Origin of the sequence: Pseudoxanthomonas suwonensis (genome assembly GCF_010093235.1) — a bacterium.
In the GTDB taxonomy this organism is placed as follows: domain Bacteria; phylum Pseudomonadota; class Gammaproteobacteria; order Xanthomonadales; family Xanthomonadaceae; genus Pseudoxanthomonas; species Pseudoxanthomonas suwonensis.
The window spans coordinates 1-13,744 of the sequence record NZ_PDWP01000003.1 but is presented as its reverse complement, the minus strand read 5'-3'; the positions used below and the strand labels follow the sequence as shown (position 1 = coordinate 13,744).

Annotated in this window: 13 protein-coding genes and 2 tRNA genes; 7 read left to right on the top strand and 8 right to left on the bottom strand. The window is 69.9% G+C overall.

Translation table 11 applies throughout. From position 1 onward, the window contains the following. The first annotated feature begins 13 nt into the window (after positions 1 to 13). The 5 genes from CSC68_RS01840 (at position 14) to CSC68_RS01820 (ending at position 4,268) form a co-directional block, all read left to right on the top strand. Entirely contained in the window at positions 14 to 745 is a 732-nt protein-coding gene (locus CSC68_RS01840; RefSeq protein WP_162201798.1) for a YoaK family protein, read from the top strand. Then, on the top strand, positions 745 to 2,448 hold the full coding sequence (locus CSC68_RS01835) for a SulP family inorganic anion transporter (protein ID WP_162201797.1): 1,704 nt from the start codon (positions 745 to 747) through the stop codon (positions 2,446 to 2,448). Before CSC68_RS01840 ends, CSC68_RS01835 begins: the two co-directional genes overlap by 1 nt. Before the next feature lie 35 nt (positions 2,449 to 2,483). Beyond that, positions 2,484 to 3,293 carry a bifunctional hydroxymethylpyrimidine kinase/phosphomethylpyrimidine kinase gene (thiD, locus tag CSC68_RS01830; RefSeq protein ID WP_162201796.1) on the top strand — a complete coding sequence of 270 codons (810 nt, stop codon included), beginning with the start codon at positions 2,484 to 2,486 and terminating at the stop codon, positions 3,291 to 3,293. Beyond that, complete coding sequence (locus tag CSC68_RS01825; RefSeq protein WP_162201795.1) at positions 3,290 to 4,138, top strand: alpha/beta hydrolase family protein; 849 nt, start codon at positions 3,290 to 3,292, stop codon at positions 4,136 to 4,138. Before thiD ends, CSC68_RS01825 begins: the two co-directional genes overlap by 4 nt. 53 nt (positions 4,139 to 4,191) lie before the next feature. Continuing rightward, positions 4,192 to 4,268 (top strand) — tRNA-Arg (locus CSC68_RS01820). A gap of 638 nt (positions 4,269 to 4,906) precedes the next feature. Here CSC68_RS01820 and CSC68_RS01815 read toward each other — a convergent pair. From CSC68_RS01815 to lexA, 7 genes are all read right to left on the bottom strand, one after another. Further along, positions 4,907 to 4,999: transfer RNA gene (locus CSC68_RS01815), tRNA-Ser, on the bottom strand. An 83-nt stretch (positions 5,000 to 5,082) separates the two neighbouring features. Next, positions 5,083 to 5,286, bottom strand: coding sequence for a carbon storage regulator CsrA (gene csrA, locus CSC68_RS01810; protein ID WP_162201794.1), 204 nt, complete (start codon positions 5,284 to 5,286; stop codon positions 5,083 to 5,085). A gap of 149 nt (positions 5,287 to 5,435) precedes the next feature. After that, a complete protein-coding gene (gene alaS / locus CSC68_RS01805; protein WP_162201793.1) occupies positions 5,436 to 8,096 on the bottom strand; it encodes an alanine--tRNA ligase in 2,661 nt (886 codons plus the stop codon). A gap of 165 nt (positions 8,097 to 8,261) precedes the next feature. Then, entirely contained in the window at positions 8,262 to 8,744 is a 483-nt protein-coding gene (gene recX, locus CSC68_RS01800; RefSeq protein ID WP_162201792.1) for a recombination regulator RecX, read from the bottom strand. 22 nt (positions 8,745 to 8,766) lie between these two features. Continuing rightward, the gene (locus CSC68_RS01795) at positions 8,767 to 9,150 is read right to left on the bottom strand and encodes a TfoX/Sxy family protein (protein WP_162201791.1); all 384 of its coding nucleotides are present in this window, start codon (positions 9,148 to 9,150) and stop codon (positions 8,767 to 8,769) included. Between the two features lie 122 nt (positions 9,151 to 9,272). Continuing rightward, complete coding sequence (gene recA / locus CSC68_RS01790; RefSeq protein WP_162201790.1) at positions 9,273 to 10,298, bottom strand: recombinase RecA; 1,026 nt, start codon at positions 10,296 to 10,298, stop codon at positions 9,273 to 9,275. Positions 10,299 to 10,468: 170 nt separating this feature from the next. Next, positions 10,469 to 11,119 carry a transcriptional repressor LexA gene (lexA, locus tag CSC68_RS01785; protein WP_162201789.1) on the bottom strand — a complete coding sequence of 217 codons (651 nt, stop codon included), beginning with the start codon at positions 11,117 to 11,119 and terminating at the stop codon, positions 10,469 to 10,471. 110 nt (positions 11,120 to 11,229) lie between these two features. Between lexA and CSC68_RS01780 the strand changes: the two genes are divergently transcribed. Next, positions 11,230 to 11,769, top strand: a complete 540-nt coding sequence (locus tag CSC68_RS01780) for a hypothetical protein (RefSeq protein WP_162201788.1) — start codon at positions 11,230 to 11,232, stop codon at positions 11,767 to 11,769. Beyond that, positions 11,769 to 11,978, top strand: coding sequence for a helix-turn-helix domain-containing protein (locus CSC68_RS01775; RefSeq protein ID WP_162201787.1), 210 nt, complete (start codon positions 11,769 to 11,771; stop codon positions 11,976 to 11,978). Before CSC68_RS01780 ends, CSC68_RS01775 begins: the two co-directional genes overlap by 1 nt. Positions 11,979 to 12,050: 72 nt before the next feature. Here CSC68_RS01775 and ubiB read toward each other — a convergent pair whose 3' ends face one another. Next, positions 12,051 to 13,733 carry a 2-polyprenylphenol 6-hydroxylase gene (gene ubiB / locus CSC68_RS01770; RefSeq protein ID WP_162201916.1) on the bottom strand — a complete coding sequence of 561 codons (1,683 nt, stop codon included), beginning with the start codon at positions 13,731 to 13,733 and terminating at the stop codon, positions 12,051 to 12,053. Positions 13,734 to 13,744 lie beyond the last annotated feature (11 nt).

Here is a 13,744-nt window from a genome sequence, read left to right as displayed (position 1 = left end):
CGCGCCGCAACGCATGAACACGCGACTGCCACGCTGGGTCTGGGTCGGCGCGATCTCCCTCGCCGGTATCGCCGGCATGGTGAACGCGGTGGGCTTCCTGGGCTTCGAGCACATGGCGGTCAGCCACGTCACCGGCACCACCACCCAGTTGGGCACGGCCCTGGCCGACGGCAACTGGCGCAGCGTGCGCCACCTGTGGGCGGTGCTCATCGCCTTCAGCCTGGGCGCGGTGCTCAGCGGCCTCATCATCCAGGACAGCACGCTGCGCCTGGGTCGGCGCTATGGCGTGGCCCTGGCGCTGGAGGCGGCGCTGCTGCTGGCGGCCATCCCGCTGTTCCAGCGCCAGCAGCTCAATGGCGCCCTGCTCGCGGCGATGGCCTGCGGCCTGCAGAACGCGATGGTCACCACCTACAGCGGCGCGGTGGTGCGGACCACCCACCTGTCGGGCATGTTCACCGACCTTGGCATCGGCCTGGGCCACCTGCTGCGCGGGCTGCCGATGCCGATGCGGCGCCTGGCCCTCAGCGGCCTGATCATCAGCGGCTTCCTGTGCGGTGGCATCCTCGGCACCTGGACCTTCCGCGCCTTCGGCTACTACGCATTGGCGATCCCGGCGGCACTGACCGGCGCCACCGGCATCGGCTACGTCATCTACAAGCACCATGCATTGCGCCTGCTGCGACTGCCAGGCAACCTGCCCGACGACAGCGGCGCCCCGGAACGGGAACATCGACGGGAGGGGTAATGGACGCCACCCGGCTGCACGCCTACCTGCAGCAGTTCGAACCCAAGCTGTGGACCACCCTGCGCGAGGGCTACACCCTCGCTCACCTGCGCGCCGACGCCATCGCCGGCCTGACCGTGGCCATCGTCGCCCTGCCGCTGGCCATGGCCCTGGCGATCGCCTCCGGCGCCACGCCCGAGAAAGGCCTGCATACGGCCATCATCGCCGGCTTCCTGATCTCGGCCCTGGGCGGGTCGCGGGTGCAGATCGGAGGCCCCACCGCGGCCTTCATCCCGGTCGTGTTCGTGGTCATCCAGAAGTTCGGCTACGGCGGGCTGGTCCTGTGCACCCTGCTGGCCGGACTGATGCTCATCGCCGCCGGCCTGCTGCGCCTGGGCACGCTGATGAAGTACATGCCGCAGCCGGTGATCACCGGCTTCACCGCCGGCATCGCGGTGAGCATCTTCTCCTCGCAGGTCAAGGACGCGCTGGGCCTGCAGATGGCAGAGCTCCCGGCGGAATTCGTCGAGCGCTGGACCGCCTACGCCCGGCACATCGCCACCATCCAACCGGCCACCGTCGCCATGACCGCGCTCGGCCTGGGGGTGATCGTCGGCCTGCGCTACTGGAAGCCGAAGTGGCCGGGCTTCCTCATTGCACTGCTGGTGTGCACGGCCGCCACCACCGCCTTCGCCCTGCCCACCGACACCATCGGCAGCCGCTTCGGCCAGCTGCCATCGGCACTGCCGACGTTCGACTTCCCGCACATCCCGTTCGAACGCACCTTCGAACTGCTGCCCAGCGCCTTCACCATCGCCTTCCTCGCCGGCGTGGAATCGCTGCTGTCGGCGGTGGTCGCCGACGGCATGACCGGCGGCCGCCACCGCTCCAACGGCGAGCTGGTGGCGCAGGGCGTGGCCAACGCCGCCTCCGCGCTGTTCGGTGGACTGCCGGCCACCGGCGCCCTCGCCCGCACCGCCACCAACGTCCGCGCCGGTGCGCGCAGCCCGGTGTCGGGCATGTTGCACGCCGGTTACCTGCTGCTGTTCATGCTGCTGCTGGCGCCGCTCATGCGCTACGTGCCATTGGCGGCGCTGGCCGCGGTGCTGCTGGTGGTGGCCTGGAACATGAGTGAGTACGAGCACTTCCGCACCACCCTGTCGGCGCCGTGGGGCGACCGCATCGTGCTGCTGCTGACCTTCGTGCTGACGGTGTTCTTCGACCTGACCGTGGCGATCGAGGCCGGCGTGGTCGTGGCCGCGCTGGTCTTCATGTACCGCATGGCCGAGGCGGTGGAGATCCGCTCCGGCGTGCGCACGACCGACGACGACCTCGACCAGGCCGGCGCCCTCGCCCGCGACGAGCAGCAGCGCCAGCGCCTGCCGCCCGGGGTGGAGGCGTACCAGATCGGCGGGCCGCTGTTCTTCGGTGCGTCCAACCGCCTGGACAGCCTGCTGGACCAGTTCTTCGAGAAGCCGAAGGTGTTGATCCTGCGCATGCGCCTGGTGCCGGTGATCGATGCCAGCGGGGTGCATGCCCTGCGCAAGCTGGCCGAACGCTGCCGCCGCGAAGGCATCGTGCTGGTCGTTTCCGGGCTGCAGGAGCAGCCGAACCGGGTCATCGCGCAGATGGGGCTGGCCGGCTCGGACGGCAGCCTGCACCTGGCCTCGAACTTCGACCGCGCCCTCAAACTGGCGCATTCCCTGGTGGCCACCCCCGGCTAGTCCACGTTGCCCGCGCGGCACGGCACAATGGCCGCATGCAGACCCCATCCGTGATCTCCGCACTGACCATCGCCGGCTCCGATTCCGGCGGCGGCGCCGGCATCCAGGCCGACCTCAAGACCTTCGCAGCCCATGGCGTGCACGGCCTGTCCGCGCTGGCTGCGCTCACCGCCCAGCACACCCGCGGCGTCACCGCGGTGCACGTGCCGCCGGTGGATTTCCTCGAGGCGCAGATCGACGCCTGCTTCGACGACTTCCGCATCGAGGCGGTGAAGCTCGGCATGCTGGCCAGCGCCGCGGTGATCGAGGCGGTCGCCCGCCCGCTGGGGCGGCACCGCCCGCGCCACGTGGTGGTGGATCCGGTGATGGTCGCCACCAGCGGCGCGCGCCTGCTGGAGGAAGACGCACTGCATGCGCTGCGCACGCGGCTGCTGCCGCTGGCCACGGTGATCACGCCGAACCTGCCCGAGGCCGAGCTGCTGCTCGGACGGAAGATCGAGGACCTGCAGGCGATGGCGCAGGCGGCCGATGCGCTGCGCGAGCTGGGCGCCGCCGCGGTGCTGCTCAAGGGCGGGCACCTGCCTGGCGGCGGCGACGTCGTCGACATCCTGGTCGATGCCGATGGCGAACAGCGCACCGCGCATCCACGCCTGCAGGGTGAAGCCCACGGCACCGGCTGCACCCTGGCCTCGGCGGTGGCCGCCAACCTCGCCCGCGGCCTGGCCCTGCGTGAGGCATGCCGCCACGCCACCGACTACGTGCACGAGGCGCTGCGTGCGGGCTCGCGCCCGGGGCGCGGCGACGTGCTGGTGCTGGACCACTTCGCCACCCTGCCCGGTCGATGAGCCAGGCCAGGACGGGGGAACAGCTCCTTTCAAGCACAGACGGCCATCGCTGGACGCTGGCCCGTGTTGCTCCCACGCAGCCGCGCGCACGCCTGCTGTGGCTGCCGGCGCTGGGCGTGGCCGCGCGCCACTACCTGCCGCTGGCGCATGACCTGGCCGCGCATGGCATCGCCGTGCATCTGCACGAATGGCGCGGCAACGGCAGCAGCTCGTTGCGCCCCTCGCGCGAACGCGACTGGGGCTACGCCGAGCTGCTTGGCCTCGACCTGCCGGTGAGCATGGACGCGGTGCCGGACGATGCACCGCTATGGCTGGGCGGCCACAGCCTGGGTGGACAGCTGGCCTGCTGCCTGGCCGGACAGCATCGGCAACGCGTCGCCGGCCTTGCCCTGGTCGCCAGCGGCACGCCCTACTGGCGCAGCTTCCCTGCGCCGCGACGCTGGCTGTTGCCGCTGGCGTACCGTTTCCTGCCGTGGCTGGCAAAGCGCCAGGGCGTACTGCACGGCCGGCGCCTTGGCTTCGGCGGCACCGAGGCGCGCAGCCTGATCGCCGACTGGGCCGCCGTTGGCCGCAGCGGGCGCTATGCTGCACCGGGCACCTCGCTGGACCTCGAAGCGGGCATGGCCGCACTGGAAGTGCCGGTGCAGGCTGTGGCAATGGCCGACGACTGGCTGGGCCCGACCTCGTCCCTGCACGCGCTGCTGGCACACATGCCACGCGCGCGCGCCCACGTCACCGTGCTGGACCAGTCGGCATTGCAGGTCCGAGCCGACCATTTCAGCTGGATGCGCGCCCCCGAAGCGGTGGCTTCCAGGCTGGCCGAAAAATTTTTCGATGAATCGTAAAGAAGGTGTTGACGACCCCGGCCCGCATCCGCATAATTTCGCTCCTCAGCAGCGCGCCCGTAGCTCAGCTGGATAGAGTACCTGGCTACGAACCAGGCGGTCGGGAGTTCGAATCTCTCCGGGCGCGCCATTTTACAGAGACCGTCGACGTCACCGTCGGCGGTTTTTTTTTTATTCCCGATCTTCGTGCCGTATCCAGGCACGGCAGCGCACTCCCGGGACACCGCATCGACAGGCCACCCTCAAGGCGCAACGCAGCCCGTCCATGCGAACCGCGAATGCGGTGCCAGCGCAGGCATCCGTCGCGACGCCACATGCAGGGCAGGCACTGATCCAGGTCACGCGCCCGTATGGCAGGCGATCGTGCGCAGGACGCGCGGCATTCCGCACCCACCCATCTCGGCAACGGCATCCGCCACGCGAAAGGTGCTGCCCACCCGCACCGCCCTCCGCAGCGGGCGGCAATGCCATCCGTCCGACGGGGAGAAGCAGAAGCAACGCGGCTTCGGCGCCCGGCCCGGCCGGCCGCAGCCAGCGCCCACCATCGCTGGCGCCCAACCCTGGGGGATCAGCACATCCTGCAAGGCGCAGATGCGACCACGGCAATACCGGGTTGATGCGTGTTCCACACGGGCGATGCATGGACATGGCGACGTTGCCACTGCGTGGCGGCATGCGCCTGCGGCCGGAAGCCGTCCGCCAGCCCATGTCGGCAGCGCGGACACAAATAAAAAAACCCGCGGCTTGCGTCGCGGGCTTTTTGGCAACTGGCGGAGTGAGAGGGATTCGAACCCTCGATAGAGCTTTTGACCCTATACTCCCTTAGCAGGGGAGCCCCTTCGGCCTCTCGGGCATCACTCCGTTGAACCCTGCGGCGCTGCACCAGCGCTGCGGGCCGCGAAAGGATACAGCCTGCGGCTCTGCCCGGCAAACACTTTCCTGCGTTATTCCGCAGGAGCGTTCCCGTCGGCCTCGCCCGGGGCCTCGCCGCGCTGGATCCGCTGGTAGATCTCCTCGCGGTGCACGGCCACGTCCTTGGGCGCGGTGATACCTATCCGCACCTGGTTACCCTTGACCCCGAGCACGGTGACGGTGATCGAATCGCCGATCATCAGGGTCTCGCCTACTCGGCGGGTCAGAATCAACATTGTCTTTCTCCATGGCGCCGGCACCGACCTATTTTCCAGTGCCGGCGCGAGGCTTCAGGTGAAGCCGCGCGCATCCGGTGTGCAGCGTCGGGGTCGATGGATCGTACTGCCCACCCCGCGGACCGGCAAGCGCGCGGCCAAACTACGCGCTAACCCACCGTGACGCCGATCCTCTCGGCAACCCACGACGGGACATCAGCGAGGGCAGGCGCAAGGGCGGGCCCGTCCTCGCCACCACCCTGGGCGAGATCCGGGCGTCCGCCGCCCTTGCCTCCGATACGACCGGCGACATGGGCCAGAAGTTCGCCGGCCTTGACGCGGCCCGTTGCGCTTCCGTTCACGCCGGCAACCAGTGCGACCTTGCCGCCCTGCGCACCGGCGAGCAGCACGACGGTGTCGCCCAGCTGCTGCTTGAGGCGGTCCACCGCCTCGCGCAGCCCCTTGGCATCGATGCCTTCCAGGCGCGCGGCCAGCACCTTGATGCCGCCCACGTCCACCGCCGAACCGGCCAGGTCGGCCGCGGCGCTGCTGGCGGCCCTGGCCTTGATCGACTCCAGTTCGCGCTCCAGCTTGCGGATGCGCTCGGCCGTGGCGCGCGCGCGCTCCACGATGTCGCCGCGGCTGCCGCCGAGCAGCGAGGCCGCCTCGTCCAGCGAACGCGCCTCGCTGGCGATATGTTCCAGCGCGGCCTGGCCGGTAAGCGCCTCGATGCGGCGCACGCCGGCGGACACGCCGCCTTCGGAGACGATCTTGAACAGGCCGATATCGCCGGTGCGGGCCACGTGGGTACCGCCGCACAGCTCCACCGAATCGCCCATCTTCACCACGCGCACGCGCTCGCCGTACTTCTCGCCGAACAGCGCCATCGCGCCCATGTCCAGCGCTTCCTGGATGCCCATCTGCTGGATCACCACCGGGTGGTTGGCGCGTGCTTCGGCGTTGACCATGCGCTCGATCTGCGCGAGCTCTTCGGCCGACACCGGCTGGAAGTGCGAGAAGTCGAAGCGCAGGCGGTCGGGAGCGACCAGCGAGCCCTTCTGCGCGACGTGGGTGCCAAGCAGGCCACGCAGTGCGCCGTGCAGCAGGTGGGTGGCCGAGTGGTTGAGCACGATGGCGCGTCGGCGATCGCCGTCGACGGCACCACGCAGGAACTGGCCGGTCTTCAGTCCGCCCTCGACCACGCGCACGAAGTGGCCATGGAACTGGCCAGCGAACTTCTGGGTGTCGGTGACCTGCAGCTTCGCGCCCTCGCCCTCCAGCACGCCGGTGTCGCCCACCTGGCCGCCGGACTCGGCGTAGAACGGGGTGCGGTCGACCAGCACGATCGCTTCCTCGCCCACGGCAACGCTGTCGACCGGGCGGCCGTCGCGCAGCAGGGCCACGATCTTCAGGCCGTCGGCTTCCAGCGCGTCATAGCCCAGGAACACGGTCGGCTCCAGGGTGGCGACCAGCTCGGCCGGCAGCTGCACGCCGCCACCGAACTTGCCGGCGGCGCGCGCGGTCTCGCGCTGCTGCTCCATCGCGGCCTCGAAACCGGCGACGTCCACGGTCAGGCCGCGCTCGCGCGCGATGTCCTGGGTCAGGTCCAACGGGAAACCGTAGGTGTCGTACAGGCGGAACGCGTCCCCACCCGGGATCACCGCGCCGCTGGCGTGGGCCGCGACTTCCTCGAAGATCTTCATGCCGGCATCGAGGGTCTCGGCGAAGCGCTCCTCCTCGGCCTTCAGCGCACGCTCGACGGTGTCGCGCGCGGCCGGCAGTTCCGGATAGGCCTCGCCCATCTGCGTGACCAGTTCTTCCACCAGTTGGTGGAAGAACGGCTGGCGCACGCCCAGCATCCAGCCGTGGCGCAGGGCGCGACGGATGATGCGGCGCAGGACGTAGCCGCGGCCCTCGTTGGACGGCAGCACGCCGTCGACGATCAGGAAGGCACTGGCGCGGATGTGATCGGCGATCACGCGCAGCGACTTGTTCTCCAGGTCGGAGGTGCCGGTGAGCGCGGCGGCCTTGCGGATCAGCGCCTGGAACAGGTCGATCTCGTAGTTGCTGTGCACGTGCTGCAGGATCGCCGCCAGGCGCTCCAGGCCCATGCCGGTGTCCACGCACGGCGCCGGCAGCGGCACCAGGGTGCCGTCGGGCTGGCGGTCGAACTGCATGAACACCAGGTTCCAGATCTCGATGAAGCGGTCGCCATCCTCGTCGGGCGAGCCCGGGGGGCCGCCGGCGATGTGCTCGCCGTGGTCGTAGAAGATCTCGGTGCACGGACCGCAGGGGCCGGTGTCGGCCATCTGCCAGAAGTTGTCCGAGGCGTAGGGTGCGCCCTTGTTGTCGCCAATGCGGACGATGCGCGACTCCGGCACGCCGATCTGGTCGCGCCAGATCGCATAGGCCTCGTCGTCGGTGTGGTAGACCGTCACCAGCAGGCGCTCGGCCGGCAGCTTCCACACGCCGGTCAGCAGTTCCCAGGCCCAGGCGATGGCTTCCTTCTTGAAGTAGTCGCCGAAGGACCAGTTGCCCAGCATCTCGAAGAAGGTGTGGTGGCGCGCGGTGTAGCCGACCGAATCGAGGTCGTTGTGCTTGCCGCCGGCGCGCAGGCAGCGCTGGACGTCGGCCGCGCGCACGTAGCTGCGCTTCTCCGCGCCCAGGAACACGTCCTTGAACTGGACCATGCCCGAGTTGGTGAACAGCAGGGTCGGATCGTTGCCCGGCACCAGCGGCGCGGACGGGACGATGGTGTGGCCCTTGCCCTTGAAGAACTCGAGGAAATCGCTGCGGATGCGCGCAGTCGTATACGGGGTGGTGGGGGTCATCTGGCTTCGGCTGGCGGACGGGTCCGGCCGGCACGCGCCTGGCGCGCCCGGACGGACGGGAAATCAACCGGTAAAGGGTATCAGAGCGGGGCCACCCACCGGCGAAACCAGGGCTGTCCGGCCATCGCGCCACGGACGGAGCGAGGCGGAACCGGGCAGCCGGTCTCAGTCGTCCGGATCCCAGCGGGTGGCGGCACGGATGGCCTCGCCGTCGAATCCGCGGCGGGCCAGCAGGTCGGCCGCCTTGCGTCGCTGGGCCAGGTCGGCCGGCCCCGCCGGACCGAAGCGCCGGCGGACCAGGTCGCGGGCGATCCCGGTCCAGTCCCCCTCGAACCCGTCCATGGCGGCTGCGACCACCTCCCCGGCCAGCCCGTGGGTGCCCAGCTCGGCCCGTACATACAGCGGCCCATAGCCGGCATTGGCCCGGCTACGGACCAGGAACTCCGCGAAACGCGCATCGTCCTGCCAGCCCTCGCCGGCCAGCCGCTCGACCGCCGAGGTGGCCTCCTCGGCGTCCACGCCGCGGGCGGCCAGCTTGCGGGTCAGCTCCTTGCGCGAGTGCTCGCGCCGGACCAGCAGGCCCAGCGCACGCTGCACGGGGGTCTGCGGCGTGCGTGATTTGCGGCGGGGAGGTGATTCTTCAGTCATTCCAGTGGCCTGCGGGGCCTCGTCATGAACGGTCGCGCGTGCCCGGGCTGCTCCCCTGTGCCCTGCTCTTCCCGGGGGCGGACCGGCCACGGGAAGCGGTTCCCGGCGGGGGCAGTGCGACCGCGGTCGCCTTGAGCAGGCGCCGCAGCAGTTCGGGGTCGTCCAGGGCCTCGTCCAGCTGCAGCCAGGGCCTGGCGCCAGGATACGGCGGCGCCTCGGCGATGGTGGGCAGGAGTTCCCGCGCCGCATCGGTGGGCTTGAGGAACAGCTGGTTGTCCGCGACCACCGCGACGAACCTGCCATCCAGATAGAGCCCGTACTCGCCGAACATCCGGCGCGCAGCCAGGGCCTGGCCCAGCCCGGCCTGCTCCATTACGTAATCGAGGAAGTGCGGATCGCTGGCCATGCCGTGTTGTCGCCGGTCTCCAGGTTGCGCCATCCGTGGCGCCGGCCCTCCTGGATGAAGGAACCGCTCCCCGCCGGCGCGTCACTGACAGCACGCCGACGGGAAGCGGAGAGACACCTTGCTCAGTCCTCGCTTTCCTCTTCGCGGCCAGCCTCGGCCGGCTGGAACTTCTCGCGCAGCTCGCCCTCCAGGCGCGCGGCGACCTCGGGGTTCTCGCGCAGGTACTGGCGGGCGTTGTCCTTGCCCTGGCCGATGCGCTCGGAGCCGTAGCTGTACCAGGCGCCGGACTTCTCCACGAGCTTGGCATCCACGCCCATGTCGATCAGCTCGCCCTCGCGGCTGATGCCCTCGCCGTACAGGATCTCGGTGACGACCTGCTTGAACGGGGGCGCCAGCTTGTTCTTGACCACCTTGATCCGGGTCTGGTTGCCGATGATCTCGTCGCCCTTCTTGATCGAGCCGATGCGGCGGATGTCCAGGCGCACCGAGGCGTAGAACTTCAGCGCATTGCCGCCGGTGGTGGTTTCCGGGCTCTGGCCCGGCATCATCACGCCGATCTTCATGCGCAGCTGGTTGATGAAAATCACAAGGGTGTTGGAGCGCTTGATGTTGCCGGTCAGCTTGCGCAGCGCCTGGCTCATCAGTCGCGCCTGCAGGCCGGGGAGCTGGTCGCCCATCTCGCCCTCGATTTCCGCCTTCGGGGTCAGCGCGGCGACCGAGTCGACCACCAGGATGTCCACCGAGCCGGAGCGCACCAGCATGTCGGCGATTTCCAGCGCCTGTTCGCCGGTATCCGGCTGCGACAGCAGAAGGTCGTCCACGTTCACGCCCAGCTTGGCGGCGTAGATCGGATCCAGCGCGTGCTCGGCGTCGATGAAGGCGGCGGTGCCGCCCTGCTTCTGGCACTCGGCAATGGCCTGCAGGGTCAGGGTCGTCTTGCCCGAGGATTCCGGGCCGTAGATCTCGACCACGCGCCCCTTGGGCAGGCCGCCGATGCCCAGGGCGATGTCCAGCATCAGCGAGCCGGTCGGGACGACCTCGACGGGCTCGACCACGCGGTCGCCCATGCGCATGACCGAACCCTTGCCGAACTGCTTCTCGATCTGGCTCAGGGCCGCCGCGAGGGCGCGCTTCTTGTTCTCGTCCATCTGGGTGTGTCCTCGGTGTCAGTGAGTGTGTGTGCGTAGTGTGGCCGGGGGTGGTCGCAAAAGCTGCGACGCTCCGGAACGGCATGGCTGGAGGCTAGCGGCCCGCGCCTGGCGCTCCCATCGCCGGATTCCCCGTGGCGCCGTCGGAAGACTCCCCGGCGCCGCCAGCCTCATCGGTTGGGGCGGACCAGGCCGCAATAAAGCCCCTCGATCGCGAAGTCCTGGTCCGGCAGGACCTCGATCGGGGCGTAATCGGGATTGCGCGGCAGCAGGCGGATGCGGTCCTTGCCGATCTTCAGCAGCTTGACCGTGATCTCCTCGTCCACCCGCGCCACCACGATCTGGCCCGAGCGCGCCTCGCGGGTGCGGTGCACGCCGATCAGGTCGCCGTCGAAGATGCCCTCGTCGCGCATCGAGTCCCCCTGCACCCGCAGCAGGTAGTCCGGCGAGGGCGAAAACAGCACCCGGTCCAGGACCAGGAAGCTCTCGGCCAGGTCGGTCGGCACGTCGGCCCCGATCGGCATGCCGGCGGCCACCCGCCCCAGCACCGGCAGGCGCAGGGCGTCGTCATTGGCCGGCGGCAAGGCCAGTTCCGGCTGCAGCGCCGGCGGCAACTGCCTGACCCGGATGCCGCGCGCCCTTCCCGGCACCCGCTCGATCGCGCCGGCGGCCTCGAGCGCCTCCAGGTGGTACTGGGCGGCACGTACGCCCTTGAAGCCGAAGGCGCGCGCGATTTCGGTCTGCGAGGGCGGCATGCCCTCGGCTTCGATGCGCTCGGCGATCAGCCTCAGGATCGCCTGCTGGGTGTCGGTCAGGTCCATGGTTAGTAGTAATACTGCTAATTCCCCGGCGGCGCAACCCAAGGGAGGCTTGACGCCGGCGCCGGTTTCTTTACGTTTTACATAAACCCACCCTGCTCAAGGAGAGAGCAATGACCCCGGAAATGAAGATCCGCCGCCACGGTTACCACCTCATGTCGCTGGCTTCGCTGGGCATCGTGGCGGCCGCCGCCATCGGCCTGTTCCTCGCCCTGCTGGTGTTTTGCGGAAGCGCGATGCCGTTCGGCAACTGGGTGCTGTTCGACCTGCCCATGGACGAGGCGACCCGCCTGGGCGCCGGCGATCGCGGCCTGCTGGCGCTCGCGCTGGTGCTGGGCACGCTGGCGTACATCCTGCCGCTGGCTGCCGTGCACCGCGTAGGCAAGGCACTGCACGGGTGCGATGCGCTGTCGGCGCCCGTCGCGGCAGCGTTCATGCGCCTGGCCCACTCGCTGCCTGCGTCGCTGCTGCTCAGCGTGGCAGGTGCCTGCATGGCGGCCTGGGTCCGCAGCAGCCATGACGCCTGGCAGCTCCGGATCACGGTCTCGACCGATCCCTACCACTTCCTGGTGGCCTGCCTCTGCCTCTACAGCGTCGCCCACCTGCTGCGCCTGGCCGTGCGGGCGGCGGACGACGCACGGGGCATCGTCTGATGCCGATCGTGGTCAACCTGGACGTGATGCTGGCGCGGCGCGGGATGAAGTCGAAGGAGCTTGCCGACGCGATCGGCATCAGCGAGACCAACCTGTCGCTGCTCAAGCAGGGCCACGTCAAAGGCGTGCGCTTCGGCACCCTGGAGGCGATCTGCCGGGTGCTTGGATGCCAGCCGGGCGACCTGCTCGAGTACCGCCCGGCGGAGTAGCCGCCGTTGCGCTCCGCCGCGCGCGGACTGCCACGCGCGGTGGAGCGGTACCGATGGACGCCGGCTTACGGCCTAGCCTTTCCCGCTGCGCCAGATCGACAGCAGGATCCACATCCCGGTCAGCGCGGCGCCGATGAAGCCCAGCGCCCCGAGCGCCAGCAGCCAGCGGCTGGGGACCCCGCCGCCTGCGCTGTGCATCACGATCGACGAACCGATCACCAGCGCCGCGGTGACCACGCCCATCGTCAGGCGGTTGGCGGCGCGGTCGACCTGGTCGCCGAAGGCCTTCAGCGATGTGACCTCCATCTGCATGTGCAGGCGCCCGCGCCGGGTCATGCGCAGCAGGCGCCGCAGCTCCCGCGGCATGTCGCCGGCCAGTTCCAGCGCATCCTGCACGCCGCGCTGGCCGCGCCTGAGCAGCGCGCGCGGAGCCCAGCGCCTGAGCAGTACCCGTTCCAGGTAGGGCCGCGCGGCGGAGGCCATGTCGAAGTCCGGATCCAGCTGCCGGCCCATGCCTTCCAGGGTGAGGAAGGCCTTGATCATCAGCGCCAGGTCCGGCGGCAGGCTCAGGCCGTGGTCGCGCAGGATCGCGGTGACGTCCGACAGCATCAGGCCCATGTGCAGGTCCTTGAGCGGCACCCCGCGGTACTGGTCGACGAAGGCGCCGATGTCGGCGTGCAGGCGCGATTCGTCGAATTCGCCGGTACCCTCGGTCCACTCCATCAGCACCTCGGCCACCGCATCGGGTTCGCGCGCCACCAGGCCGTGCAGCAGCTGCACGATCTGGAAGCGGCGCTGGTCGGAAACGCGGCCGACCATGCCGAAATCGATCACGCCGATGCGGCCGCCCGGCATGTAGAAGATGTTCCCCGGGTGCGGGTCGGCGTGGAAGAAGCCGTCCTCCAGCACCATCTTCAGCACGATGTCCGCGCCGGTACGGGCCAGCGCCGCGCGGTCCAGGCCGGCGGCATCGACCGCTTCCAGGTCCGTGCCCGGGATGCCATCCAGCAGGTCCTGCACGTTGAGCCGTTCGCTGGTCCACTGCCAGTGGACCTTCGGCACCACGATGCCGTCATGGCCGGCGAAGTTGGCGGCGATGCGCTCGGCGTTGCGGCCCTCCGTGGCGAAATCCAGCTCGCGCCGCAGCGACAGGGCGAACTCGTGCACGACCTGGGTGGGACGGTAGCGGCGCAGGTCAGGGGCGCGGGCCTCGATGATCTCGGCCACGCGCGCCAGCAGGCGCAGGTCGGCCTCCACCGTGTCGCGGATGCCCGGACGGCGGACCTTCAGCACCACCGAGGTGCCGTCGTCCAGCCAGGCGCGGTACGCCTGCGCCAACGACGCGGCGGCCAGCGGCTTCTCCTCGAGGCGGGCGAAGACCTTGGCCGGGTCGGCGCCCAGGTCCTCGACCAGCTGCGGCCGGATCTGCTCGAACGGCACCGCCGGCACCGCGTTCTGCAACTTGCCCAGTTCGCTGATCCACTCCGGCGGCAGCAGGTCCACGCGCGTGGCCAGCACCTGGCCAAGCTTGACGAAGGTCGGGCCCAGCTCCTCCAGCGCGCGACGCACCCGCACCGGCGGCGGCATGTGCGCCATCGCCTCCGGGTCGCGCCAGTGGAGGATGCGCCCGGCACGCTCCAGCGCCCCGGACAGGCCGATGCGCTGGACCATGTCGCCGAAGCCGTAACCGATGAGGACCGAGGCGATCTGCTGCAGCCGGCCCAGGTCTCGGACCGTCCCGAGGGTCTCCCACATCAGGCGCCCTC